22 protein-coding genes are annotated in these 26,133 nt (G+C 71.4%); 18 read left to right on the top strand and 4 right to left on the bottom strand.

Annotated features, from left to right (window positions below):
- Positions 1–105 precede the first annotated feature (105 nt).
- The 16 genes from H7I41_RS10490 to H7I41_RS10415 all read left to right on the top strand — a co-directional run bounded on the left by H7I41_RS10490 (position 106) and on the right by H7I41_RS10415 (position 18,163).
- On the top strand, positions 106–2,052 hold the full coding sequence (locus H7I41_RS10490; RefSeq protein WP_264012513.1) for a peptidoglycan D,D-transpeptidase FtsI family protein: 1,947 nt from the start codon (positions 106–108) through the stop codon (positions 2,050–2,052).
- 46 nt (positions 2,053–2,098) lie between these two features.
- Positions 2,099–3,637 (top strand): UDP-N-acetylmuramoyl-L-alanyl-D-glutamate--2,6-diaminopimelate ligase, encoded by a 1,539-nt coding sequence (locus H7I41_RS10485; RefSeq protein WP_264012512.1) that lies wholly within the window; start codon positions 2,099–2,101, stop codon positions 3,635–3,637.
- Positions 3,634–5,133, top strand: coding sequence for a UDP-N-acetylmuramoyl-tripeptide--D-alanyl-D-alanine ligase (locus H7I41_RS10480; protein WP_264012511.1), 1,500 nt, complete (start codon positions 3,634–3,636; stop codon positions 5,131–5,133). Before H7I41_RS10485 ends, H7I41_RS10480 begins: the two co-directional genes overlap by 4 nt.
- Complete coding sequence (mraY, locus tag H7I41_RS10475) at positions 5,130–6,209, top strand: phospho-N-acetylmuramoyl-pentapeptide-transferase (protein WP_264012510.1); 1,080 nt, start codon at positions 5,130–5,132, stop codon at positions 6,207–6,209. The genes H7I41_RS10480 and mraY overlap by 4 nt, the downstream gene beginning before the upstream one ends.
- A 1-nt stretch (position 6,210) precedes the next feature.
- The gene (gene murD, locus H7I41_RS10470; RefSeq protein ID WP_264012509.1) at positions 6,211–7,662 is read left to right on the top strand and encodes a UDP-N-acetylmuramoyl-L-alanine--D-glutamate ligase; all 1,452 of its coding nucleotides are present in this window, start codon (positions 6,211–6,213) and stop codon (positions 7,660–7,662) included.
- A 6-nt stretch (positions 7,663–7,668) separates the two neighbouring features.
- Entirely contained in the window at positions 7,669–9,234 is a 1,566-nt protein-coding gene (gene ftsW / locus H7I41_RS10465; protein ID WP_372503723.1) for a putative lipid II flippase FtsW, read from the top strand.
- Positions 9,235–9,245: 11 nt separating this feature from the next.
- A complete protein-coding gene (gene murG / locus H7I41_RS10460) occupies positions 9,246–10,379 on the top strand; it encodes an undecaprenyldiphospho-muramoylpentapeptide beta-N-acetylglucosaminyltransferase (RefSeq protein WP_264012517.1) in 1,134 nt (377 codons plus the stop codon).
- On the top strand, positions 10,376–11,830 hold the full coding sequence (gene murC / locus H7I41_RS10455; protein ID WP_264012508.1) for a UDP-N-acetylmuramate--L-alanine ligase: 1,455 nt from the start codon (positions 10,376–10,378) through the stop codon (positions 11,828–11,830). Before murG ends, murC begins: the two co-directional genes overlap by 4 nt.
- On the top strand, positions 11,830–12,759 hold the full coding sequence (locus H7I41_RS10450; RefSeq protein WP_264012507.1) for a cell division protein FtsQ/DivIB: 930 nt from the start codon (positions 11,830–11,832) through the stop codon (positions 12,757–12,759). The genes murC and H7I41_RS10450 overlap by 1 nt, the downstream gene beginning before the upstream one ends.
- 192 nt (positions 12,760–12,951) lie before the next feature.
- The gene (gene ftsZ / locus H7I41_RS10445; RefSeq protein ID WP_264012506.1) at positions 12,952–14,097 is read left to right on the top strand and encodes a cell division protein FtsZ; all 1,146 of its coding nucleotides are present in this window, start codon (positions 12,952–12,954) and stop codon (positions 14,095–14,097) included.
- 38 nt (positions 14,098–14,135) lie between these two features.
- Entirely contained in the window at positions 14,136–14,852 is a 717-nt protein-coding gene (pgeF, locus tag H7I41_RS10440; protein WP_264012505.1) for a peptidoglycan editing factor PgeF, read from the top strand.
- 5 nt (positions 14,853–14,857) lie between these two features.
- Positions 14,858–15,598 carry a YggS family pyridoxal phosphate-dependent enzyme gene (locus H7I41_RS10435; RefSeq protein WP_308214603.1) on the top strand — a complete coding sequence of 247 codons (741 nt, stop codon included), beginning with the start codon at positions 14,858–14,860 and terminating at the stop codon, positions 15,596–15,598.
- 65 nt (positions 15,599–15,663) lie between these two features.
- Positions 15,664–16,308 (top strand): cell division protein SepF, encoded by a 645-nt coding sequence (locus tag H7I41_RS10430; protein ID WP_264012503.1) that lies wholly within the window; start codon positions 15,664–15,666, stop codon positions 16,306–16,308.
- Positions 16,309–16,451: 143 nt separating this feature from the next.
- Positions 16,452–16,742, top strand: a complete 291-nt coding sequence (locus H7I41_RS10425; protein ID WP_264012502.1) for a YggT family protein — start codon at positions 16,452–16,454, stop codon at positions 16,740–16,742.
- 216 nt (positions 16,743–16,958) lie between these two features.
- A complete protein-coding gene (gene wag31, locus H7I41_RS10420) occupies positions 16,959–17,786 on the top strand; it encodes a DivIVA-like cell division protein Wag31 (protein WP_264012501.1) in 828 nt (275 codons plus the stop codon).
- Positions 17,787–17,803: 17 nt separating this feature from the next.
- Entirely contained in the window at positions 17,804–18,163 is a 360-nt protein-coding gene (locus H7I41_RS10415; protein ID WP_264012500.1) for a DUF308 domain-containing protein, read from the top strand.
- On the opposite strand, the gene H7I41_RS10410 is transcribed toward H7I41_RS10415, so the two are convergent.
- A complete protein-coding gene (locus H7I41_RS10410) occupies positions 18,160–18,831 on the bottom strand; it encodes a phosphoribosyltransferase (RefSeq protein WP_264012499.1) in 672 nt (223 codons plus the stop codon). The two genes, H7I41_RS10415 and H7I41_RS10410, sit on opposite strands and share 4 nt — an antisense overlap.
- A gap of 94 nt (positions 18,832–18,925) precedes the next feature.
- On the opposite strand from H7I41_RS10410, the gene H7I41_RS10405 reads away from it, so the two are divergent.
- The gene (locus H7I41_RS10405; RefSeq protein WP_264012498.1) at positions 18,926–20,275 is read left to right on the top strand and encodes a TIGR01777 family oxidoreductase; all 1,350 of its coding nucleotides are present in this window, start codon (positions 18,926–18,928) and stop codon (positions 20,273–20,275) included.
- On the opposite strand, the gene H7I41_RS10400 is transcribed toward H7I41_RS10405, so the two are convergent.
- Positions 20,257–20,988, bottom strand: a complete 732-nt coding sequence (locus H7I41_RS10400; RefSeq protein WP_264012497.1) for a type 1 glutamine amidotransferase — start codon at positions 20,986–20,988, stop codon at positions 20,257–20,259. The genes H7I41_RS10405 and H7I41_RS10400 overlap by 19 nt on opposite strands.
- Positions 20,988–22,100: a serine hydrolase domain-containing protein gene (locus H7I41_RS10395; protein WP_264012496.1), complete on the bottom strand. Its 1,113-nt coding sequence runs from the start codon at positions 22,098–22,100 to the stop codon at positions 20,988–20,990. Before H7I41_RS10395 ends, H7I41_RS10400 begins: the two co-directional genes overlap by 1 nt.
- A gap of 68 nt (positions 22,101–22,168) precedes the next feature.
- Here H7I41_RS10395 and H7I41_RS10390 point away from each other — a divergent pair, with 68 nt between their 5' ends.
- Entirely contained in the window at positions 22,169–23,749 is a 1,581-nt protein-coding gene (locus H7I41_RS10390) for a phospholipase D-like domain-containing protein (RefSeq protein ID WP_264012495.1), read from the top strand.
- 1 nt (position 23,750) lies between these two features.
- Here H7I41_RS10390 and helR read toward each other — a convergent pair whose 3' ends face one another.
- Positions 23,751–25,943, bottom strand: a complete 2,193-nt coding sequence (helR, locus tag H7I41_RS10385) for an RNA polymerase recycling motor ATPase HelR (RefSeq protein ID WP_264012494.1) — start codon at positions 25,941–25,943, stop codon at positions 23,751–23,753.
- Between the last annotated feature and the right edge of the window lie 190 nt (positions 25,944–26,133).

Here is a 26,133-nt window from a genome sequence, read left to right as displayed (position 1 = left end):
CGAACCGCCCCATCTCGACACCCCCCAGACACCGCCCGCCCCCGGCCCCGCCGCGGGCGCCGAGCAGTTCACCCCGGTGGCCGCACCGCTGCCCGGGCCGCAGGGATGAGCCGCGACGCGAGCCGGCGCCGTCCCGCCCGGCCTGCCGCCAAACCCCGTAAGAAAGGTGCGGCCCCGTCGGCCGAACACTCGGCACGGGCCCGCCGTACACGGGAGACCTCGGTCGAAACAGGCTTGCGCAGTTCGTCCTTCACGTTCCGGCACCGTGGCGGCATGGCGGTGATCTTCGTACTGCTGCTCGTCGCGGGCGGACAGCTGTTCAGCCTGCAGGTGCCGCGGGCCGAGGGGCTGCGCGCGGAGGCCGCCGGCCAGCTCAAGGTGACCGATGTGGAGAAGGCGGTGCGCGGCAGCATCGTCGACCGCAACAGCGACAAGCTGGCCTTCACCATCGAGGCCCGGGCGCTGACATTTCAGCCGGTCAAGGTGCGCAAGGAACTCGAAGAGGCGTTCACGAAGAACGAGGCCGCGACCGTGGAGGCGCCGGACCCCCAACGCCGGCTGCGTGACATCGCCACCGAGGTCGCCGCCCGGCTCGGCAACAAGCCCGACATGAAGACGGTGCTCAAGAAGCTGCGCAGCAACGAGTCGTTCGTGTATCTGGCCCGCGCGGTCGACCCGTCCGTCGCCGATGCGATCACCACGAAATTCCCCGAGGTCGGCACGGAGCGCCAGGATCTGCGTCAGTATCCCGGCGGGTCGCTGGCGGCCAACATCGTCGGCGGCATCGACTGGGACGGCCACGGTCTGCTCGGACTCGAGGACTCACTGGACGCGGTGCTGGCAGGCACCGACGGCTCGATCACCTACGACCGCGGCTCCGACGGCGTGGTGATCCCCGGCAGCTACCGCAACCGGCACGACTCGGTCGACGGCTCGACGGTGATGCTCACCATCGACGACGACATCCAGTTCCACGTCCAGCAGCAGGTGCAGCAGGCCAAGGACGCCTCCGGCGCGAAGAACGTCTCCGCCGTGGTGCTGAACGCGAAAACCGGTGAGGTGCTCGCGATGTCGAACGACAACACGTTCGACCCGTCGCAGGACATCGGCCGCCAGGAGCACAAGCAGAACGGCAACCTTTCGGTCTCCTCGCCGTTCGAGCCCGGATCGGTGAACAAGATCGTGACCGCCGCGTCGGCGATCGAGTACGGGCTGACGAATCCCGACGAGGTCCTCCAGGTGCCGGGGTCCATCGACATGGGCGGTGTCACGGTGGGTGACGCGTGGAAGCACGGGGTGATGCCCTATACGACCACCGGCGTCTTCGGGAAGTCGTCGAACGTCGGGACGCTGATGCTGGCCCAGCGCGTCGGGCCGGAACGCTTCGCCGACATGCTGCGCCGGTTCGGGCTCGGCCAGCGCAGCGGCGTCGGCCTGCCCGGCGAGAGTGCGGGCCTGGTGCCGCCGATCGATCAGTGGTCGGGCAGCTCGTTCGCCAACCTGCCTATCGGCCAAGGCCTTTCGATGACCCTGCTGCAGATGACGGGCATGTACCAGACCATCGCCAACGACGGCGTCCGGATCCCGCCCCGCATCATCAAGGGCACCGTCGCAGCCGACGGCAGCCGCACGGACGAACCGCGCCCGGAGGGCATCAAGGTCGTCTCACCGGAGACGGCGCGCACCGTGCGGAACATGTTCCGCGCCGTCGTCCAGCGCGACCCGATGGGCACCCAGCAGGGCACCGGTCCCGCGGCCGCGGTGGAGGGTTATCAGATCGCGGGCAAGACCGGCACCGCCCAGCAGATCAACCCCGCGTGCGGCTGCTACTACAGCGACGTCTACTGGATCACCTTCGCCGGGATGGCGCCCGTCGACGACCCGCGCTACGTCGTCGGCGTGATGATGGACGCCCCGCACCGCGCAGCCGACGGCACGCCGGGATCGTCGGCCGCCCCGCTGTTCCACAACATCGCATCGTGGCTGCTGCAGCGCGACAACGTGCCCCTCTCGCCGGACCCCGGACCGCCGCTCACGCTGCAGGCGAGCTGACCTGTAGAAGCGCCGCCGGTGCCGGGATCGGTACTGTGTCATCGCCATGAACCTGCGTCCCAGCCATCCCGCCGGATACCCGCTCGGGCCGCTGGCCGAGCGGGTCACGGCGGTGCCGCGTGCGGACGGACCGGCGGCCGTGCCGGACATCCTGATCACCGGGGTCACCCTGCGCGGGCAGGACGCCCGCCCGGGTGACCTGTTCGCTGCGCTGCCCGGTTCCTCGTCGCACGGCGCCCGCTACGCCGGTGCTGCCGTCGGCGCCGGTGCGGCCGCAGTGCTCACCGATGCGGCAGGCGCCGACCTGATCGACACCGGAATCGATGTCCCGGTCCTGGTCCATCCCGACCCGCGCGCGGTGCTCGGCGACGTGGCGGCCACCGTGTACGGCAGGCCGTCGGAGCGCCTGCGGGTGATCGGGGTGACCGGCACCTCGGGCAAGACCACCACCACCTATCTGGTCGAGGCGGGCCTGCGCGCGGCGGAGCGGGTGGCGGGGCTGATCGGGACGGTCGGTGTGCGCATCGACGGCCTCGACCAGCCGAGCGCACTCACCACACCCGAGGCGCCCGATCTGCAGGCGCTGCTGGCGGTGATGGTGGAGCGCGGGGTCGACACGGTGGTGATGGAGGTGTCCAGCCACGCGCTCAGCCTGGGCCGGGTCGACGGGGTTCGGTTCGCCGTCGGCGGATTCACCAACCTGTCGCGCGACCATCTCGACTTCCATCCGACGATGGCCGACTACTTCGCCGCGAAGGCGCGGTTGTTCGACCCGGAGTCGGCGGCCTGTGCGGACCTGTCGGTGATCTGCGTCGACGACGACGCGGGCCGCGACATGGCGAGACTGGCCACCGCACCGGTGACGGTCAGCGCCATCGGCCGCGATGCCGACTGGCGGGCCGAGCAGATCCGCGCCGTCGGTCACGTCGCCCAGGAATTCGTCGCTGAGGACCCGGCGGGTGTGCACCACGGCCTGCGGATCGGGTTGCCCGGCCGCTACAACGTGACCAACTGCCTGCTGGCCACCGCGCTGCTGGAGGCCGTGGATGTGTCGCCCGAGCAGGCCGCGCCGGGTCTGCGCACCGCGGCGGTGCCCGGCCGGCTCGAACCGGTGGACCGCGGGCAGGACTTCCTCGCGCTGGTCGACTACGCGCACAAGCCCGGCGCGTTGCGCGCGGTGCTGGAGACACTGCGCCAGCACGCCGGCGGCGCACGGGTGGCCGTCGTCTTCGGCGCGGGTGGGAACCGTGACCCGGGCAAGCGGGCGCCGATGGGCCGGACGGCCGCCGAACTCGCCGATCTGGTCGTGGTCACCGACGACAACCCGCGCGACGAGGACCCGGCCGCGATCCGGGCGGCCATCGTCGCGGGCGCGCGCGAGGCCGGGACCGCGGCCGAGATCCTCGAGGTGGGGGACCGGCGCGGCGCCATCGACTGCGCGGTGGCATGGGCGCGGCCCGGCGACGTCGTGCTGATCGCGGGGAAGGGTCACGAAGCCGGCCAGACCAGCCAGGGCCGCACCCGGCCCTTCGACGACCGTCACGAACTGGCCGAGTCGCTGGCCGCATCGGGGCGGGGCGCATGATCGCGCTCAGCCTCGCCGAGATCGCCGGCATCGTCGGCGGCGAACTGGCCGACGTCACCCCCGAGGCCGCCGCGGCGACCCGGGTGACGGGCACCGTCGAGTTCGACTCGCGCGCCGTCACCCGGGGTGGGCTCTTCCTGGCGCTGCCGGGCGCCCGCGCGGACGGGCACGAATTCGCCGCGGCCGCTGTCGCCGCCGGTGCGGTCGCGGTATTGGCCGCGCGGCCGGTCGGGGTGCCCGCGATCGTCGTACCGCCCGCCGAGGGCGCCGATGCCGGTGCCGGGGTGCTCGAACACGACGTCGACGGCGCGGGCGCTGCGGTGCTGGCCGCGCTGGCCAGGCTCGCCGCGGCGGTGGCCGAACGACTGACCGCGGGTGGGCTGACCGTCGTCGGGATCACCGGCTCGTCGGGCAAGACCTCGACCAAGGATCTGGTGGCCGCGGTGCTGGCGCCGCTGGGCGAGGTGGTCGCCCCGCCCGGTTCGTTCAACAACGAGCTCGGCCATCCGTGGACGGTGCTGCGCGCCGACGGGTCGACCGACTTCCTGGTCCTGGAGATGTCGGCCCGCCATCCCGGCAACATCGCCGCTCTCGCCGCGATCGCCCGGCCGTCGATCGCGGTGGTGCTCAACGTCGGCACCGCCCACCTCGGCGAGTTCGGCTCGCGCGAGGCCATCGCCGCGACGAAAGGTGAACTGCCGGAATCGGTTCCGCCGTCCGGAGTGGTGATCCTCAATGTCGACGACGGTGCCGTCGCCGCGATGGCCGACCGGACCCGCGCGCGGGTGGTGCGGGTGTCGCAGGAGGCGGGCGCCTCGGCGGACGTCTGGGCCGACGGGATCGGTCTCGACGCGCTGGCGCGGCCGCAATTCACGCTGCACTCCGCCGCCGGTGAGGTCGACGTCGCGCTCGCGGTGCACGGCGAGCACCAGGTGTCGAACGCGCTGTGCGCGGCGGCGGTGGCCCTGGAATGCGGCGCCCGCCCCGAGCAGGTGGCCGCCGCGCTGGCCGGTGCCGGTCCGGCGTCGCGGCACCGCATGGAGGTGACCACCCGTGCCGACGGGGTGACCGTCGTCAACGACGCCTACAACGCCAATCCCGACTCCATGCAGGCGGGTCTCAAGGCGCTGGCCTGGATGGCCCGCGGCGAGGGGGAACGGCGGCGCAGCTGGGCGGTGCTCGGCGAGATGGCCGAGCTCGGGGAGGATGCGATAACCGAGCATGACCGCATCGGCCGGCTGGCCGTGCGCTTAGATGTGTCACGACTCATCGTCGTCGGAACCGGGAGGTCGCCGAGCGCCATGCATCACGGGGCGGTCATGGAGGGATCGTGGGGGTCGGAGGCCGCCCTGGTCGCCGACGCCGACGCGGCGCTGGCCGTGCTGCGCGCCGAATTGGCGCCCGGTGACGTGGTGCTGGTGAAGGCGTCGAACTCGGCCGGCCTCGGTGCGCTGGCGGACGCGCTGGCGGCAGACACCGGAATCGGTGATCGATGAGACAGATCCTCATCGCCGTCGGCATCGCGCTGACGGTGTCGATCCTGCTGACCCCCGCGCTGATCCGGCTATTCACCCAGCGCGGCCTCGGCCACGAGATCCGCGAGGACGGCCCGGCCAGCCACCGCAAGAAGCGCGGCACCCCCTCGATGGGCGGGGTGGCGATCCTGGCCGGCATCTGGGCGGGTTATCTGGGCACCCACCTCGTCGGCGTGGCGCTCGGCGGGGAGGGCCCCTCGGCGTCCGGTCTGCTGGTCCTCGGGCTGGCCACCGCCCTGGGCGTGGTCGGCTTCCTCGACGACCTCATCAAGCTCCGGCGCGCCCGCAACCTCGGCCTGAACAAGACCGCCAAGACGGTGGGCCAGCTGCTGGCGGCGGTGCTGTTCGGCGTGCTGGCGCTGCAGTTCCGCAACGCCGACGGGCTGACCCCGGGCGGCGCGGAGCTGTCGTACGTCCGCGAGATCGCCACCGTGACCCTGGCGCCCGCGGTCTTCGTGCTGTTCTGCGTGGTGATCGTCAGCGCGTGGTCGAACGCGGTCAACTTCACCGACGGCCTGGACGGCCTGGCGGCCGGCGCCATGGCGATGGTCACCGCGGCCTACGTGATCATCACCTTCTGGCAGTACCGCAACGCGTGCGCGACCAGTCCCGGTCTCGGCTGCTACAACGTCCGCGACCCGCTCGACCTGGCGCTGATCGCGGCGGCGACGGCGGGCGCCTGCATCGGCTTCCTGTGGTGGAACGCCGCGCCCGCCAAGATCTTCATGGGTGACACCGGCTCACTGGCGCTCGGCGGCGTCATCGCGGGCCTGTCGGTCACCAGCCGCACCGAGATCCTCGCGGTGGTGCTCGGTGCGCTGTTCGTCGCCGAGGTGACGTCGGTGGTCGTGCAGATCCTGGCGTTCCGCACGACCGGCAGGCGGGTGTTCCGGATGGCCCCGTTCCACCACCACTTCGAACTGGTCGGCTGGGCCGAGACGACGGTGATCATCCGGTTCTGGCTGTTGACGGCGATCGCCTGCGGCCTCGGTGTCGCGCTCTTCTACAGCGAGTGGCTCGCCGCCATCGGGGCGTGACGTGTCGCCGATAGCCCCCGGGGCGGCGGTTCTGGTCACCGGAGCCGGGATCACCGGGCGCGCGGTGCTGGCCGCGCTGGCGCCGCTTGGAGTGACGGCGACGCTGTGCGACGACAACGCGTCGGCGCTGGCCCCCTACGCCGGCGCGGGCACCCCGGTGACCGACCCGGCCTCGGCGGTGGCGCGCATCGCCGATTACGACCTGGTCGTGACGAGTCCCGGGTTTCCGCCCACCGCGCCGGTGATGGCCGCGGCGGCCGCCGCGGGTGTGCCGGTCTGGGGTGACGTGGAGCTGGCGTGGCGGCTCGACCAGTCGGGGCGTTACGGCCCGCCGCGACGCTGGCTGGCGGTGACGGGCACCAACGGCAAGACCACCACCACCTCCATGCTGCACGCCATGCTGGTGGCGGCCGGCCTGCGCAGCGCGTTGTGCGGCAACATCGGCGAGCCGGTGCTCGACGTGCTCGGACAGCCGTCCGACGTCCTGGCCGTCGAGCTGTCCAGCTTCCAGCTGCACTGGGCGCCGTCGCTGCGCCCCGAGGCCGGTGTCGTGCTCAACGTCGCCGAGGACCACCTGGACTGGCACGGGTCGCTGGCCGCATACGCCCGCGACAAGGCCAGGGTGCTCGACGGCCGGGTGGCCGTCGTCGGCCTGGACGACCCGGTGGCCGCCGGCCTGCTGGACGGCGCGACCGCGCCGGTGCGGGCCGGCTTCCGGCTCGGCGTGCCCGGCGAGGGCGAACTCGGGGTGCGCGACGGCATGCTGGTCGACAACGCGTTCGGCCGTGAGGTCGAGCTGGCGCGCACGGCCGACATCCCGGTGGCGGGGCCGGTCGGTGTCCTGGACGCGCTGGCCGCGGCGGCGCTGGCTCGGGCCGTCGGCGTGGACCCCGCCGCGGTGGCCGCTGCGCTGCGGGACTTCACGGTGGGCAGGCACCGGGCGGAGGTGGTGGCGGTGCGCGACGGCGTCACCTACGTCGACGACTCCAAGGCCACCAACCCCCATGCCGCCCGGGCGTCGATTGCGGCGTACCCGCGGGTGGTGTGGATCGCCGGCGGCCTGCTCAAGGGCGCATCGGTGCAGGAGCTCGTCCGTGAGGTGGCCGGACAGCTGGCCGGAGCGGTGCTGATCGGGCGTGACCGCGCGGTCGTCGCCGAGGCGTTATCGCGACACGCCCCGGATGTCCCCGTCGTCGAGCTTGTGACGAGGGAGGATTCTGGGGTGCATGGGACAACTGAGTCTGCTGTTAAGCATGTGACTCGTGTGGTCGAAGTGGCCGACCGGGCGATTTCCGAGGCGGTGATGGCCGCGGCGGTCGAGGCGGCGGGTGAGCTGGCACGGCCGGGCGACACCGTTTTGCTGGCGCCCGCGGGAGCCTCCTTCGATCAGTTCACCGGCTACGGCCACCGCGGTGACGCGTTCGCCGCCGCCGTGCGCGCCGGCACCCGGTAGCGGGCCGTGGGCAACCTGCTGGCCCGTCTGCGCTCGCGGGGCGCCGGGGCGGAGACGGCCGGTGCGGCGGTGACGCACGGACCACGGACCCGGTTCGGCGCCTGGCTCGGCCGGCCGATGACGTCGTTCCACCTGATCATCGCCGTCGCTGCGCTGCTCACCACGCTCGGTCTGACGATGGTGCTCTCGGCGTCGGGGGTGTACTCATACGACTCCGCCGGATCGCCCTGGTCGGTGTTCGCCAAGCAGGTGCTCTGGACCGCCGTCGGCCTCCTGGCGTTCTACGTCGCGCTGCGGATGCCGGTCGCCATGATGCGCCGGCTGGCGTTTCCCGCCTTCGCGCTGACGATCGTCCTGCTGATCCTGGTGCTCATCCCCGGTATCGGCAAGGTGGCCAACGGGTCTCGAGGCTGGTTCGTGGTGGCGGGCTTCTCCATGCAGCCGTCGGAGCTGGCCAAGATCGCCTTCGCCATCTGGGGCGCGCACCTGCTGGCTGCCCGCCGCCTGGAGCGGGCCTCACTGCGCGAGATGCTCATCCCGCTGGTGCCCGCGGCGGTGATCGCGCTCGCGCTGATCGTCGCGCAGCCCGACCTCGGGCAGACAGTGTCGCTGGGCATCATCCTGCTCGCGCTGCTCTGGTACGCGGGCCTGCCGCTGCGGGTGTTCCTCAGCTCGCTGCTCGCGGTCATGGTGTCGGCCGCGATCCTGGCGATGGCCGAGGGCTACCGATCGGCGCGGGTGCAGTCGTGGCTGGACCCCGCCGCGGATGCCCAGGGCTCCGGGTACCAGGCCCGCCAGGCGCGGTTCGCGCTGGCCAACGGCGGGGTGTTCGGCGACGGCCTCGGGCAGGGCAGCGCCAAGTGGAACTACCTGCCCAACGCCCACAACGACTTCATCTTCGCGATCATCGGCGAGGAGCTGGGCTTCATCGGCGCCGCGGGCACGCTGGGGTTGTTCGGCCTGTTCGCCTATACCGGGATGCGCATCGCGCGCCGCTCGGCCGACCCGTTCCTGCGGCTGCTCACCGCCACCGCCACCACCTGGGTGCTCGGCCAGGTGTTCATCAACGTCGGCTACGTGGTGGGGCTGCTGCCCGTCACCGGTCTGCAGCTGCCGCTCATCTCCGCCGGCGGGACCTCAACGGCGACAACGTTGTTGATGATGGGCGTGATGACCAATGCCGCGCGTCACGAGCCCGAGGCGGTGGCCGCACTACGGGCGGGCCGCGACGACCGGGTGAACCGCCTGCTGCGGCTGCCGCTGCCCGAACCGTATGTCCCCACGCGGCTGGAGGCGGTCCGCGACCGGTTGCGGACGCGGCCGGGCCGGCCGGCCAAGCCGGCGCCACGGGCCCCGGCACGCGATCGCAGGCGCAAACCCCCCGCCGATGACGGCCGGGCGCGGCGCGCAGGGCATCATGTAGGCGATCAACGGTCCGGCGGACAGTCCCGCCGGGAGACCAGGTCCGGTAAGCAGAACGCCGACCGCGCGAAGCGGACCGGCGAGGGCCGGACCGCACAACGCCAACAGGGCCGGCGGGCCCGCACACTGGAAGGTCAGCGTTACGGGTGAGCGGCAGTGGGATGTCCGTTCCGGCGGGGCAGGGAAGTAGCCACCGGCCGGTCTCGGTCGTCCTCGCCGGCGGCGGCACCGCCGGACACATCGAACCGGCGATGGCCGTGGCCGACGCGTTGACCGCACTGGACCCCACGATCCGCATCACCGCACTCGGCACCGCACGCGGCCTGGAAACGCGGCTGATCCCCGACCGCGGCTACGACCTCGAACTGATCACCCCGGCGCCGCTGCCACGCAAGCTCTCTGCAGACCTCGCCCGGCTGCCGCTGCGGGTCCGCCGGGCGGTGCGCGAGACCCGGGCGGTGCTCGACGGCGTGCATGCCGACGTCGTGGTCGGCTTCGGCGGCTACGTCGCGTTGCCTGCGTACCTCGCCGCGCGCGGCGGCGTGCGGCGCCGCACGGTGCCGGTCGTGGTGCACGAGGCCAACGCCAGCGCCGGGTGGGCGAACAAGGTGGGCGCCCGCTCGGCCCGCCGGGTGCTGGCCGCGGTGCCCGATCCCGGTCTCGGTGACGTCGAGGTCGTCGGCGTCCCGGTGCGTGCGGCGATCACGTCGCTGAACCGGGCCGCGCTGCGCGCCGAGGCACGCGCATACTTCGGCTTCGGCGAGCACGACCCGGTGCTGCTGGTCTTCGGCGGGTCCCAGGGCGCGCAGTCGCTCAACCGTGCGGTGTCCGGAGCCGCCGAAGCCCTTGCCGCGGCCGGTGTCTCGGTGCTGCACGCCTACGGCCGCAAGAACACCCTCGACGTCCGCGAGCCGACGGGTGGCGGCGCCCGGTATGTCGCAGTGCCGTACCTGGATCGGATGGACCTGGCCTACGCCGCTGCCGACCTGGCCATCTGCCGCTCCGGCGCGATGACCGTCGCGGAGGTCACCGCGGTCGGACTGCCCGCTGTCTACGTGCCGCTGCCGATCGGCAACGGCGAGCAGCGGCTCAACGCACTCCCGGTGGTCGGCGCGGGCGGCGGCCTGCTCGTCGACGACGCCGATCTGACACCGGCATTCGTGGCCGACACGGTCGCCGGCCTGCTCACCGACACCGGGCGGCTGCAGACGATGACCGCGGGCGCGGCGCTGGCGGGACACCGCGACGCCGCCACGCAGGTCGCCAGGGTGGCGCTCGAGGTGGCCGGCCGGTGAGCGGCGCGCCGCTGCCCGAGGAACTGCGCCGGGTGCACATGGTGGGCATCGGCGGCGCTGGGATGTCCGGGATCGCCCGCATCCTGCTCGACCGGGGCGGCCTGGTCTCGGGCTCCGACGCCAAGGAGTCGAGGGCGGTGGCCGCGCTTCGCGCCCGCGGCGCCTCGATCCGGATCGGACACGACGAGTCCTCGCTCGACCTGTTGCCGGGCGGGCCGACCGCCGTGGTCACCACGCACGCGGCGATCCCCAAGACGAACCCGGAACTCGTCGCGGCGCACCGGCGCGGGATCCCGGTGATCCTGCGGCCGGTGGTGCTGGCCAAGCTGATGGACGGGCACACCACGCTGATGGTGACCGGGACAGCCGGTAAGACCACCACCACGTCGATGCTCATCGTGGCCCTGCAGCACTGCGGGTTCGACCCGTCCTTCGCCGTCGGCGGCGACCTCGGCGAGGCGGGGACGAACGCGCATCACGGCAGCGGCGCCTACTTCGTCGCCGAAGCCGACGAGAGCGACGGATCGCTGGTGCAGTACCAGCCCGACATCGCCGTGGTGACCAACATCGAGGCCGACCACCTCGACTTCTTCGGCAGCGAAGAGGCCTACGTCGCGGTGTTCGACGCCTTCATGCAGCGGCTCAAGCCAGGGGGCGCGGTGGTGGTCTGCGTCGACGACGCCGGCGCCGCTGCCTTCGCCGAAAGGACTGCCGCGCAAGGCATCCGGGTGCTGCGCTACGGGAGCGGCGACCAGCCCGGCCTGGCCGGTGCGCTGCTGGACTGGTACCAGCAGGGCACCAGTGCGGTGGCCACCGTGCAGCTGGCGGGGGAGCGCAGCCCGCGCACGATGCGGCTGGCGGTGCCCGGCAGGCACATGGCGCTCAACGCGCTGGCCGCGTTGTTGGCGGCGATGCAGGCCGGGGCCGCGGCGGACGTCGTGCTTGAGGGCCTGGCCGAGTTCGAGGGCGTCCGGCGCCGCTTCGAGTTGGTCGGAACGGCCTCTGGGACCAGGGTCTTCGACGACTACGCCCATCACCCGACGAAGGTCGCGGCCGCTCTGACGGCGGCGCGCGGGCTGGCGGAGGAGTCGAACGGCCGCGTCGTCGTGGTCTTCCAGCCGCACCTGTATTCGCGCACCGAGGCCTTCGCGCAAGAGTTCGGCCGTGCTCTCGACGCCGCCGACGTGGTGTTCGTGCTCGACGTCTACGGCGCCCGCGAGCAGCCGCTGCCCGGCGTCAGCGGGGCGACGGTGGCCGAGCACGTGAGCGTGCCGGTGACCTATCTCCCGGACTTCTCGGCGGTGGCCGAGCGGGTGGCCGACACCGCCCGGCAGGGTGACGTGGTGCTCACGATGGGTGCCGGCGACGTGACCATGCTCGCACCGGAAATTCTGACTGCGCTGCGGGCGAAGGCCAATCGCATCGCCCCGCCGCCGCGAACGGAGCGGTGATGACCGAGCCGACGCAGGGCGACGGCCCGCCCGCCGAACCACCGGAGGTGCCGCAGGATCGGGCCGCCGACGCGCCCGACGACGCGAACCTCCCGCCCGCCGCGGAGGAGGACTTCGAGGGTCCGCGCCGGCGGGCCCGCCGCGAGCGCGAGGAGCGCCGCGCCGCGCAGGAACGGGCCACGGCCATCGAACAGGCCAGGCGCGAGGCCAGGCGCAAGGCCCTCGGGGCGCCCGTCGACACGCCGAAAACCCTTGGCCGGGGCACGGTTCGGGGCCTGAAGGTGCTGCTGTGGTCCGCACTGATCTCGGTGCTGGCGGTGTCACTGGGCCTGCTGCTGTACTTCACGCCGGTCATGTCGGCGCGCAGCATCGTGATCACCGGCATCGGAGCGGTGACGCAGGAGGAGGTGCTCGCCGCGGCCGCGGTGCCCGCGGGGACGCCGCTGCTGCAGGTCGACACCGACGCGGTGGCCGAGCGCGTCGCGACCATCCGCCGGGTGGCCGCCGCCCGGGTGCAGCGCGAGTACCCGTCCACGCTGCGGATCACGGTGGTGGAGCGGGTGCCGGTGGTGGTCAAGGACCTTCCGGACGGTCCGCATCTCTTCGACCGCGACGGCGTCGACTTCGCGACCGCGCCGCCGCCCCCGACGCTGCCCTACCTCGACGCCGAGAATCCCGGTCCCAGCGATCCGGCGACGCAGGCCGCGCTGGAAGTGATGACCGCGCTGCCGCCGGAGGTGGCCGGCCAGGTCGGGCGGATCGCGGCGCCGTCGGTCGCGGCGATCACTCTGACGCTGACCGACGGCCGGGTAGTGGTGTGGGGCACCAACGACCGCACCGAGGAGAAGGCGCTCAAACTGGCCGCCCTGCTCACTCAACCGGGCCAGACCTACGACGTCTCCAGTCCCGATTTGCCGACGGTCAAGTAACGCCCGCCGCAACGCCGCCGCACGGGGTCGATTGAAATTCGTCAGATGCGCACCGGCGCGCCTGCATGGTCAATGCCGGGGCCGGCCATACCGTTCTGTTTGCACGGCGCTACTTGACATAACTCTAAGCCTCACGTTGAGGTTGAGAGTTTGCCAAACCGGAGTCGGACCAGTCGTACAGGAAGGCGAACGATGACCCCCCCGCATAACTACCTCGCCGTCATCAAGGTCGTCGGCATCGGCGGCGGCGGCGTCAACGCCGTCAACCGGATGATCGAACAGGGCCTCAAGGGCGTCGAGTTCATCGCGATCAACACCGATGCGCAGGCGCTGCTGATGAGCGACGCCGACGTCAAGCTCGACGTCGGCCGCGACTCCACCCGAGGGCTGGGTGCGGGCGCCGACCCCGAGGTCGGCCGAAAAGCCGCCGAGGACGCCAAGGACGACATCGAGGAGCTGATCCGCGGCGCGGACATGGTCTTCGTCACCGCAGGAGAGGGCGGTGGCACCGGAACCGGTGGCGCACCCGTGGTGGCCAGCATCGCGCGCAAGATGGGCGCGTTGACGGTCGGCGTGGTGACGCGGCCGTTCTCCTTCGAGGGCAAGCGCCGCAGCAACCAGGCCGAGACGGGCATCGCCTCACTGCGCGAGAGCTGCGACACCCTGATCGTGATCCCGAACGACCGGCTGCTGCAGATGGGCGACGCCGCGGTGTCGCTGATGGACGCGTTCCGCAGTGCCGACGAGGTGCTGCTCAACGGCGTTCAGGGCATCACCGACCTGATCACCACGCCGGGCCTGATCAACGTCGACTTCGCCGACGTCAAGGGCGTGATGAGTGGTGCGGGCACCGCACTGATGGGCATCGGTTCGGCACGCGGCGACGGCCGTGCGCTCAAGGCCGCCGAGATCGCGATCAACTCACCGCTGCTCGAGGCGTCGATGGAGGGTGCGCAGGGCGTGCTGCTGTCGGTCGCCGGCGGCAGTGACCTCGGCCTGTTCGAGATCAACGAGGCCGCATCGCTGGTGCAGGATTCCGCGCATCCCGAGGCCAACATCATCTTCGGCACGGTGATCGACGACTCGCTCGGTGACGAGGTGCGGGTGACGGTGATCGCGGCGGGCTTCGACGCCGCCGGACCGAGCCGCAAGCCCGTGGTGGGCGCGGGTCAGGCGATCGCGCCGGGACGGGCGGGCAAGGTGACCTCACCGCTGTTCGATCCGGCCGATCCCGCGAGCGTGCCGCTGCACACCAACGGTGCGACGGTCAGAATCGGCGGCGACGACGGCGGCATCGCCGACGACGATGTCGACGTGCCGCCCTTCATGCGCCACTGAGCCGTTCACGTCCCGTGCCGTCCGGCGATACTGGTTCCGTGACCGTCCGGGTTCGGCGGGTGACCACCACCCGCGCCGGCGGCGTCTCGGCGCCGCCCTTCGACACCTTCAATCTCGGCGACCACGTCGGCGACGATCCCGGCGCCGTGGCGGCCAACCGCAGACGGCTCGCGTCGGCGACCGGCCTCGGCGCCGACCGGGTGGTGTGGATGAACCAGGTGCACGGCGACCGGGTGGTGGTCGTGGACGATCCGGCGCAGGCCGCAGCGGGTCCGATCGGAAATACCGACGCGCTGGTGACCGGAGTCCCGAGATTGGCTCTGGCCGTGGTCACCGCCGATTGCGTTCCGGCATTAATGGCCGACGCGCGCGCGGGTGTGGTCGCCGCCGTGCACGCCGGACGGGTCGGCGCCGCGAAGGGTGTCGTGCTGCGCACCGTCGAGGCGATGCGTGAACTCGGCGCCCGCATCGGGGACATCTCGGTGTTCCTCGGCCCGGCCGTCAGCGGAGCCAATTACGAGGTGCCCGCCGAGATGGCCGACGAGGTGGAGGCCCTGCTGCCGGGCAGTCGCACCACCACCGCCCGCGGCACCGTCGGCCTGGATCTGCGGGCCGGAATCGCAAGGCAGTTAACGGGTTTGGGTGTCACCGCCATCGACGTGGATCCGCGCTGCACGGTGGCGGACAAGAATCTCTTCAGTCACCGCCGTGGCGCCCCGACCGGCAGGCTGGCGTCGCTGGTGTGGATGGAGTGAGCGCCGTGACCACCGCAAGGGAGAGCGAATTGCAGGCGTCGCTCGCCGCGGTGCGCGCGCGGCTGGAGCGGGCCGCGGCGGACGCCGGGCGCAATGCCGGCGAAATCGAATTACTTCCGGTCACAAAATTCTTCCCGGCATCCGATGTATTGCTTTTGCATCGAATGGGCTGCACCGAATTCGGTGAATCCCGCGAACAGGAAGCGTCGGGAAAAGCGGCCGAAGTCGCCGCCGAATTGGGCGGGCAAGCCGTTCGCTGGCACATGGTCGGCCGCATCCAGCGCAACAAGGTGCGGGGGATCGCCGACTGGGCTCACAGCGCGCACTCCGTCGACGACCTCCGGGTGGCCGCCGGGCTGGACCGGGCCGTGGGCCGGGCGCTGGACGACGGCCGCCGCGCCGAACCGCTGCAGGTCTTCCTCCAGATCAGTCTCGACGGCGATGCCGGCCGCTCCGGTGTCGACGTGCGCAGGCCGGACCTCGTCGACGAACTGGCCGACGCCATCGACGCCGCGGCGGGCCTGCGGCTGGTCGGCCTGATGGGCATTCCGCCGCTCGACGCGGACCCCGCCGCGGCGTTCGCGAGGCTCGCGGCCGAGCGCGAGCGGATCCAGCAGCGGTATCCGCAGCGCATCGGGTTGTCCGCGGGGATGTCCGGCGACCTCGAAGTGGCGGTGCGACACGGTTCCACGTGTGTGCGTGTCGGAACCGGCCTTCTGGGACAACGACCGCTAACGTCACCATGAGTAGTCACACCAGTCACATCTTCATCACAGACACCAAGCTCCGGAGTCATCAGAAGGGTCGCGCGATGAGCACACTGCACAAGGTCAAGGCCTACTTCGGTATGGCGCCCATGGATGACTACGACGACGAGTACTACGAGGACGACGACCGCGGCGCGGCGCGTGCCTACGGTCCCCGCCGCCCACGTGACGAGCGATTCGACGAAGAGGGATACGGCCGCGGTTATGACGACCGGCCGCCCGCCCGCGAGTACGACGAGCCCCCCGGCTACCGCGCCGGCTACGACGAGCCGCGCTTCGAGCCGCGACTGCGCGGTCCGCGCGAGTTCGACCGGGCCGCCCCGAGGCTGGGTGCGCTGCGCGGGTCGACCCGCGGCGCGCTCGCGATGGACCCGCGCCGGATGGCCGAGTTGTTCGACGCGGGCAGCCCGCTGGCGAAGATCACCACGCTGCGGCCGAAGGACTACAGCGAGGCCCGCACCATCGGCGAGCGGTTCCGCGACGGCACGCCGGTGATCATGGACCTGGTGTCGATGGACAACGCCGATGCCAAGCGGCTGGTCGACTTCGCGGCCGGGCTCGCGTTCGCGCTGCGCGGCTCGTTCGACAAGGTCGCCACCAAGGTGTTCCTGCTGTCGCCGGCCGACATCGATGTCAGCGCCGAGGAACGCAGGCGCATCGCCGAGGTCGGCTTTCACGCCTATCAGTAGGTCGGCTCGTCGGTGGGTCCGCCGATCGGTAGGCCCTGCCTCCGACGGGTAGGCTGGCGTCGCGCCCGAGGCCGCTGACTGGCCGCGGGCGCTGACTCCTGTATCGAATGTCACACATCTGCCCGTAGTGAGGACGGCTGTCGTTGTCGCTCTTCTTCGAAATTCTCGGTTTCGCGCTGTTCGTCTTCTGGCTTCTGTTGATCGCCCGGGTCGTGGTCGAGTTCATTCGATCCTTCTCGCGCGACTGGCACCCCAAGGGCGTGACGGTGGTGATCCTCGAGGTGATCATGACGCTCACCGATCCGCCGGTGCGGCTGCTGCGACGCCTCATTCCCCAGCTCACGATAGGTGCGGTGCGCTTCGACCTGTCGATCATGGTGCTGCTGCTGGTGGCGTTCATCGGCATGCAGCTGGCGTTCGGCGCCGCGGCCTGACGCGGGCTCTCAGCGGGTCCTGGGCGGGGTGCCCGGACCGTTGGCGCGGTGTTTGCCGAGGTCTCCGAATTGCGTTGCAACATTGAAATTCGTTCTTAAAATTCGGCCTCGACTGCAACCGCCGGGTCTGGTGTGACAGGATGGACGCCAGTTGCGAACAGGTCAGGCTTTACACTTTGAGATCGGTTGACGGTCCAGACTCCAAGGGGGCAGACAATGCCGCTCACACCAGCCGACGTTCATAATGTCGCGTTCAGCAAGCCACCCATCGGCAAGCGCGGCTACAACGAGGACGAGGTCGATGCATTCCTCGATCTGGTTGAGAACGAGCTGACGCGACTCATCGAGGAGAACGCGGATCTGCGCCAGCGGGTCGCCGAACTCGATTCAGAACTCGCTTCCGCCCGCTCCGGCAACGGCGCGCAGTCGACGCAGTCGACTCAGGCGATCCCGCTCTACGAGCCGGAGCCCGAGCCGGCGCCTGCGCCGCCCCCGCAGCCCGTGTACGAGGCGCCGCCGGTCGTGCAGCAGGCCGCGCCCAACGAGGACCAGGCCATGAAGGCGGCCAAGGTGCTGAGCCTGGCGCAGGACACCGCCGACCGACTGACCAGCACGGCCAAGGCCGAGTCCGACAAGCTGCTGTCGGATGCGCGCGCCCAGGCCGATGCGATGGTCAGCGAGGCCCGCATCACCGCGGAGAACACCGTCACCGAGGCGCGCCAGCGCGCCGACGCGATGCTGGCCGACGCACAGACACGCTCCGAGACCCAGCTGCGGCAGGCTCAGGAGAAGGCCGACGCCCTGCAGGCCGACGCCGAGCGCAAGCACTCCGAGATCATGGGCACCATCAACCAGCAGCGCACGGTGCTCGAGGGGCGGCTGGAACAGCTGCGCACCTTCGAGCGCGAGTACCGGACCAGGCTGAAGACGTACCTGGAGTCACAGCTCGAAGAGCTCGGCCAGCGCGGATCGGCGGCGCCCGTCGACTCCAGCGCCAACAACGACGGCGGCGGCTTCAACCAGTTCAACCGGGGTAACAACTGATCCGCGATAGGTGATCGATGCTCATCATTGCGCTCGTCCTGGCCGTCGTCGGCCTCGCCGCACTGGTGACCGCGGTGGTCACCAGCAATGAGCTGATCGCCTGGGTCTGCATCGCCGCCAGTGTCATCGGGGTGGTGCTGCTCATCGTGGACGCCCTGCGTGAGCGCTCGCGGCGCGACGGTGGCGGCGGGGGATCCGACGACGAGCAGGAGACTGCCGACTTCGACGCCGAGTATCCCGACGAGACCGTGCCTGCCGACGACGTCTCCACGGATGTGCACGCGGACCGCGATCGCGAGACCGATCTGGACGCGGACACCACCGCGGTGCCGATCGACCAACGTGACGACGAGGTCGCCCGCGAGGATCGCCGCTAGACCGTCGGCGTGCCGAGCAGTTCTCGCACCTCGTCGTCGGTGACCTGATGGAAGTCGGCGAACACCTGGCCGACCGCCTCGAATCCCGGCGGCATCGCCGCGCACACCACGTCGTCGGCCTCCTGGCCGATGTTGCGACAGGCCGACGCGGGTCCGACGGGCACGGCCACCACGATCCGTGCCGGCCCGACACTGCGCACCGCCCGCACCGCGGCCAGCATGCTCGCCCCGGTCGCGATGCCGTCGTCGACGAGGATCACGGTCCTGCCCGCCACTTCCACCGGTGGCCGGCCACCGCGGTAGGCATGTTCGCGGCGAGCCAGTTCCGCCGTCTCCCGTTCGACCGCGGCCTGCAGATCCGCCTCACTGATGCCGAGGCTGCGCACCAGCCGGTCGTTCACGACGATGCCACCGCCGGTGGCGATGGCGCCCATCGCCAACTCCTCCCAGCGGGGCACGCCGAGCTTGCGGACGAGGAAGACGTCGAGCGGCGCCCGCAGCGCCGCTGCCACCTCCCAGCCGACCGGGACGCCGCCGCGCGCGAGACCGAGGACCAGCAGACCGCTCGTGTCGCGGTAACCCGAGAGTTCACGGGCCAGCACGCGCCCGGCCTCCGACCGGTCCCGGAAGGTGCGCCTGTCATCGCGGTGGGCGGCCCTGACACCCATCCCGACGGGGTACCCGTAACGCAAGCCGCCCACCGCGGCTATCCGTGACGCCCTCGGCTACGAATGAGGTTCGGGTCCCGACGCAAGGAGAAGCATGGGCATCGAGTTCGAGAGTGTCGTCGACCATCCGCTGGACGAGGTGTTCGCCTGGCACGGCAGGCCGGGCGCGATGTCCCGGCTGGTACCGCCCTTCGCACCGATGACGGTGGTCGCGGAGACCGACTCGCTGGCCGACGGTCGTGCGGTGCTGGGTCTGCCCGGCGGACTGCGATGGGTGGCACAGCACCAGGCCGACGAGTACGACCCACCGCACCGGTTCGTCGACGTGCTCTCCTCCGACGGTGCGGCGTCGTGGCCGCCGCGGGCGATCGGCTGGTGGCGGCACACGCACGACTTCGCCGCGGAGTCGCCGGAGTCGACGCGCGTGCACGACCGGGTGGACACGACGGTGCCCGGTCGGGCGTTGCGTTCGATGTTCGTCTACCGGCACCGGCAGCTCGCCGACGACCTGGCCGCGCACCGCGACGCCGTGGCGGCGGGCACCGGCGCACTCGTCGTGGCCGTCACCGGCGCATCCGGACTGGTCGGGGCGGCGCTGACCGCGCTGCTGACCTCCGGCGGGCACCGGGTCATCCGGCTCGTGCGCCGCGATCCACGCAGCTCCGACGAACGGCGCTGGGATCCCGAACGCCCGGCCCCCGGACTGCTGAGCGGCGTCGACGCTGTCGTGCACCTGGCCGGTGAGTCCATCGCCGGGCGCTTCACCGCCGCGCACCGGGCGGCGGTGCGCGGCAGCCGGATCGGGCCGACCCGCAGGCTCGCCGAGGCGGCGGGTACCGACGGTGGGCCGCGGGTGTTCGTCAGCGCATCGGCGATCGGCTACTACGGCTTCGACCGGGGCGACGAGGTGCTGACAGAGCAGGCCGCACAGGGCAGCGGCTTCCTGGCCGACGTGGTCGCCGAGTGGGAGGCCGCGACCGCGCCGGCCGCCGACGCGGGGCTGCGGGTGGTCGCCGTGCGGACCGGCATCGTGCAGGCCGCGGCGGGTGGCACGCTGCGGCTTATGCGGCCGCTGTTCGCCGCGGGCCTCGGTGGCCGGCTCGGCAGCGGGCAGCAGTGGCTGTCATGGATCGGCCTGGACGATCTGCTCGACGTCTACTACCGCGCGCTGTGGGACGGCCGGCTCGCCGGCCCGGTCAACGCGGTGGCGCCGGAGCCGGTGCGCAACGTCGACTACACCCGGGCGCTGGCGAAGGTGCTGCACCGGCCGGCGGTGCTGCCGGTGCCGTCACTGGGCCCGCGTGTGCTGCTGGGCGCGCAGGGTGCGCGCGAGCTGGCCGAGGCCGATCAGCGGGTGGCGCCGACCGTGCTGCAGTCTGTGGGGCACAGGTTCCGTCAGCCGCTCGTGGCCGACGCGCTGGCCCATCAGCTCGGACACGGCTGACGCGCCACCCGGTCCAGGAAGCCCCGCACCAGCAGCCTGATCCGGCGCGCGGCGTCGTCGCGCATCTCGGCTGTGCGGGCGAGCAGTTCGTCGTGTCGCAGGCCCGCACCCACGACTTCTCCGTCGCGGTCGTCGGCCAGCCAGCCGGCGAGCAGGCCGGCGTCCAGCTCGGGGTGGAACTGCAACGCCAGTGTGCGGCCGAGGACGAACGCCTGCGACGCCTGCGCGGTGCGGGCGAGTTCGGTGGCGCCCGGAGGCAGCGTCCACCGGTCGAAGTGCCACTGGAACCAGGGCCCGGGCGGCACCACCCCGGTGTCGTCGGTCTCGATCTGGTACCAGCCGATCTCGGGTGCCGTCGACCGGGCGACGGCACCGCCGAAGGTCTGCGCCAGCAGTTGACCGCCGAAGCACACGCCGAGCAGCGCCACCCCGGCGGCCGCGGCGTCACGCATCATCTGCATCTCGGCGTCCACCCAGGTGCGGCGCAGCGCCTCGTCGTAGACCGGCCAGCGCGCGCCGAGCGGCACGACGACGTCGTAGCCGGTCGGATCGGGGAAGGTCACGTCGACCGCCGGGGTGTCCACCCGGTCGGCGGGCACCACCTCGAACGTGTCGATGTCGAAGCCGCTGTCGGCGAACGCCTCGCCGAGGAGGCCCTCGGTCGCCAGATGCTCGTTGTAGAGGAACAACACCTTCGACGCCACGGCAGTCATTATCTCGGCGGCGGCATGGGCGGCGCATCCTCGGGGGCCAGTTCGGCGCCGATCCGGCGGAACAGCGCCTCGGCCTCGTTGGCGTAGTCGCCCTGGTCGTCGAACGCCTCCGGCGCGTAGGTCACCGCGACGGCTACGGCCAGCTTGCGTTCCGGAAGGTAGGCCTCCACCGCCGACGAGCCGGACAGCAACGGGTTCTGCAGCAACCACTCTCCGGAGATCACCACGCCGAGGCCGTAGGTGTAGCCGATGCCCTCTGCGGTGCGGGCGAGGTCGCCGATGGTGGAGGTCTGCACGGCTCCGTGGGTGATGGTCCACGACGGGTTCCAGAACGTCGACTCCTCGTAGAACGGGGTGCCGGCGGGCACACCGAGTGCGGCCCGGCGCTCGGAGCTGAACGCGTGCAGCACCGGGTCGGGGATCTCCGCCGTCAGCGAAGCGGTGGTGCCGGTGAGGCCGAGTGGCTGTAACACATTGTCGGCCAACAGTTCCGGCATACCCCTGCCGGTCGCCTTCTCCAGCGCCATGCCGAGCAGCACGTAGTTGGTGTGGGCGTAGTTCCAGTTGGTGCCCGGTTCGTAGAGCAGCGGCTCGTCGACGGCGTAGCGCAGCAGTTCGTCGGTGGTCCAGGCGCGGAACGGGTTGTCGTAGGCGGCCGCGGTGAAGGCGTCGTTGCCGATGACGTAGTCGCGGTAGCCCGACGTCATCTGGGCGAGCTGGCCGAGTGTGACCGCCTCGGCGTGCGGGACCGCGGGCAACCATGTCGACAGCCTGTCCTCGAGCCGCACCGTGCCGCGGTCGACGAGGATGAGCAACAGTGTGGCGACGTAGGAGATGGCCACGGCGCCGTTGCGGAAGTGCATCTGAGCAGTGGCAGGCACGCCGGTCATGGACTCGCCGAAGGCGTCGGTGACGATCTCTCTGCCGTCCTCGGTCACCCGCACCAGCACCGCCTTGAGGTGGGCCGAGGCGATGGCGTCACGCACGATGGTCCGGATCGCCGCCGCCCTGGAATCCTCTGCGGGCTGCGGAGTCTGGTCGGGCTCGGGTGCGCAGCCCGCGAGCACGGTCAGCGCACACAGGACGGCGAGCGTGCGACGGGCGTGGGTCATGACTGATCCTGGCAGAGTCGGCGAGCCCGGGCGGCGTACTTTGGCGGGCAAGTGGGCATTCCCCCGAGGTGAACGACCTCTCCGAGTGGTTCCTGACGACCGCCGAGCGGAACAACCCCCACTCGGATCTGCCCGCCTGGTGCGCGGGCAGCCTGGTGGAGCCGCTCGTCCACGGCGCGACCTACTTCGACCACCTCGTCACCGAGGTGGAGGCGCTCGGCGAGGGCGACCACGTGTTCTTCACCGACTGGCGCGGTGATCCCGACCAGCTGCTGCGTGACGGCGGTCCGACCATCCGCGAGCTGTTCTGTCACGCCGCCGAGCGCGGCGTCGTCGTCAAGGGGCTGGTGTGGCGGTCGCATATGGACTGGATGCAGTACAGCGAGGAGGAGAACCAGCACCTCGGCGAGGCGATCGAGGCGGCAGGCGGGGAGGTGCTGCTCGACCAGCGGGTGCGCATCGGCGGGTCGCACCACCAGAAGCTGGTGGTCATCCGGCATCCCGGCGAGCCCGAGCGCGACGTCGCCTTCGCCGGCGGCATCGACCTGTGCCATTCCCGCCGCGACGACCGGTCGCACCACGGCGACCCGCAGGCGGTGCAGATGGCGGCCCAGTACGGCGAGCACCCGCCATGGCACGACGTGCAACTGCGGTTGCAGGGCCCCGTGGTGGGCGCGCTGGACGCCACGTTCCGGGAGCGGTGGCACGACCCGGCGCCGCTGGACACCCTGTCACCGGTGGCGTGGGTGATGGACAAGCTGCGCGGCGCCGATCTGAAGCCCGACCCGCTGCCCGAACAGCCGCCGGACCCGCCGCCGTGCGGTCCGCACGCCGTCCAGGTGCTCCGCACGTACCCCGACGCGCACTTCGCTTTCGACTTCGCACCGCGCGGTGAGTTCACCGTGGCCCGCGGCTACACCAAGGCGATCGCGAAGGCCCGTCGCCTGATCTACCTCGAGGACCAGTACCTGTGGTCGCGACAAGTCGCCGACCTGTTCGCCGCCGCCCTGAGTGCCAATCCCGATCTACACCTCATCGCCGTCGTGCCGAGGCACCCCGACGTCGACGGCAAGCTGGCGCTGCCGCCCAACCAGATCGGCCGCCGCGAGGCGATCGATGCGTGCAAGGCCGCCAGCCCAGACCGGGTGCATGTCTTCGACATCGAGAACCACCAGGGCACACCGGTGTACGTGCACGCCAAGGTGTGCGTCATCGACGACGTGTGGGCCTGCGTGGGCAGCGACAACTTCAACCGCCGGTCGTGGACGCACGACAGCGAACTGTCGTGCGCCGTGCTCGACGACACCCGCGACGAGCGGGAGCCCACCGACCCGGCGGGCAGCGGTGACGGCGCCCGCGTGTTCGCCAGGGAACTGCGGCTGGAGCTGATGCGCGAACACCTCGACCGCGACGGTGACGACCGACTCATCGACCCCGCCGACGCCGTACGCGAATTCGTCGCGGCTGCAGAGGCTCTCGACGCGTGGTACGACGGTGGGCAGCGCGGTCCGCGGCCACCGGGCCGGGTGCGCAGCCACCGCGCCGAGAAGCTCGGCCGGCTGACCCGGCTGTGGGCCGGTCCGGCGTACCGGATGTTCTACGACCCCGACGGCCGGTCCTACCGCGCCCGCTTGAAGGGGCGGTACTGAGTCAAGCGCCTTCGGTGTCCGCGTCGGCGAGTCCGGCGAGCACCGCCGGCAGCGGCCCCTCGTGCAGGACCCCGAGTCGTTGGGTCGCGCGGGTCAGCGCGACGTAGAGTTCGGCAGCGCCGCGCGGGCCTTCGGCGAGGATCCGCTCCGGCGCGACCACGAGGACGGCGTCGAATTCGAGGCCCTTGGTCTCCGACGGCGGCACCGTGCCCGGCACGCCGGGCGGGCCGATCACCACGCTGGTGCCCTCGCGCGCGGCCTCGTCCCGCTCGAAATCGCCGATGGCCTCGGCGAGGTCGGTGTCGCCGACACGACGGGACCAGGGTCGGAAGCCGTTGGCGCGCACCGAATCCGGTGGCCGCACGCCCGGTGCGAACTCGGCGAGCAGCGCGGCGGCGACGGCCATGATCTCGGCGGGCGTGCGGTAGTTCACCGACAGCGAGCGGTACACCCATCGGCCCGGCACATGCGGATCGAGCATCTCCGCCCACGATGTCGCCCCTGCCGCCGAGCGACGCTGGGCGAGGTCGCCGACCACCGTGAACGACCGGGCCGGGCAACGCCGCATCAGCACCCGCCAGTCCATCTCGGACAGTTCCTGCGCTTCGTCGACGACGACGTGGCCGTAGGTCCAGTCGCGGTCGGCGGCAGCGCGTTCGGCGACGTCTCGGATGTCGCGTTGTTCGAAGCGCTGCGCAAGGTCCTCGGCGCCGATCACGTCGCTCGCGAGCAGATGGTCTTCGTCGTCCATCATGTCCTCGCGCGCGAGCATCATGTCCAGAACCCCTGCGGCATAGTCTGCTTCGGCCTGTCGCTCTTTCTCCGCGGCCTGGTCGGCCGCCCGGTCGCGGCCCAGCAGGTCGACCAGTTCGTCGAGCAGCGGCACGTCCGAGACGGTCCAGGCGCCGCCGTCGGCGCGCCGGAGCAGTCGGTCGGCGCCGGCCGCGTCCAGCCGCTCGGGGGATTCGTACAGCGACTTCAGCAGTGCCTCAGGGGTCAACAGCGGCCACAATGCGTCGAGCGCGGCGATGAACTGCGCGTTGTCCCTGAGCTCGCGGAGTAGGCCCTTCCGCATCTCTTCCCACGCGCCGCGGTCGTCACGGGTGAGCCACCCTCGCCCGATGCGGGCGATCGCCCGTTCGGTGAGCACGTACTCGACGATCTCGCGGAATTTCGTTCGCGCCTCGTTGTGCGGCAGACCGGTCGACCGGGCTTCCTCCCGAGCCCACTCGGCGGTCTCGGCGTCGATGCGCACCGTGACGTCGGTGAGTCCGATGGTCAGCGGTTCGCCGGGGACGCGCTGCCGGTCGGCGACGGCCGCGGCCAGCACGTCGAGGATCGCCAGAGAACCCTTGAGCCGGGCCACGTCCGGGGCGTCCTCCGCGGTCACCCGCAACCCGGGCACGAAATCGCCGGGGGTCGTGAACACCACGTCCGATTCGCCGAGGGACGGCAGCACACGGCCGATGTGCTCGAGGAACGCCGGACTCGGCCCGACGACGAGGATGCCGTGGCGCTCCATGCGCTTGCGCTGGGTGTAGAGCAGGTAGGCGACTCGGTGCAGCGCCACGACCGTCTTGCCGGTGCCGGGACCGCCCTCGATCACCGTCACTCCCGGATGGTCGAGCCGGATGATCGCGTCCTGCTCGGCCTGGATCGTGGCGACGATGTCGCGCATGCCCTCGCCGCGCGGCGCGTTGACGGCGGCGAGCAGCGCGGCGTCGCCGCGTTCCTCACCGATCTGGCCGAAGATCTCGTCGGTGAAGTCGAGCAGCTGCCGGCCGCGAGTGTGGAACTGCCTGCGGCGGCGCATGCCTTCCGGATGCGCGCCGGTGGCCGTGTAGAAGGCCCGCGCCGCGGGGGCGCGCCAGTCCAGCAGCTTGGTCTCGTACCCGTTGTCCTCGTCGAGGAGCCCGATGCGGCCGATGTAGCAGCGTTCGCCCGACACGGAGTCCAGGCGGCCGAAGCACAGGCCGTGGTCGGCCACATCCAGGCGCGCCATCTGCTTGGCGAGCGCATGCACCTCCGCGTCGCGCGCCACCAGCGTCCCGCCGTCCATCTTGTCGATGGGACCGCGTAGCGCCTCCTGGTAGCGGCGTTTGGCCCGGTCGCGTTCCGTGTCCAGGCGGGCGTACAGGTCGGCGACATAGTCGCGCTCGGCCTGCAGTTCGTCGTCGTACGCCAGATCCCTCACTACCTCTGCTGTCTCCTTCGTCGAACTCGTGGAGCAGCGAGTGTGCGCCATGACCCCGGCCTTGCGGCAAGCCCCCCGGTGCCGGATACCCTGAGAAGGGCAGGGACGTTCGTCCCGCCTTCTGTCTCCCAGTCGAGACACTCACAGTAGTCGCCTTCGCGAGCCCGGCTTGTCAGACCGTTTCAGTACA

Origin of the sequence: [Mycobacterium] manitobense, from assembly GCF_025821665.1 — a bacterium.
GTDB classification, from domain to species: Bacteria; Actinomycetota; Actinomycetes; order Mycobacteriales; family Mycobacteriaceae; genus Mycobacterium; species Mycobacterium arseniciresistens.
This window is presented reverse-complemented; position numbering and strand designations above follow the sequence as displayed.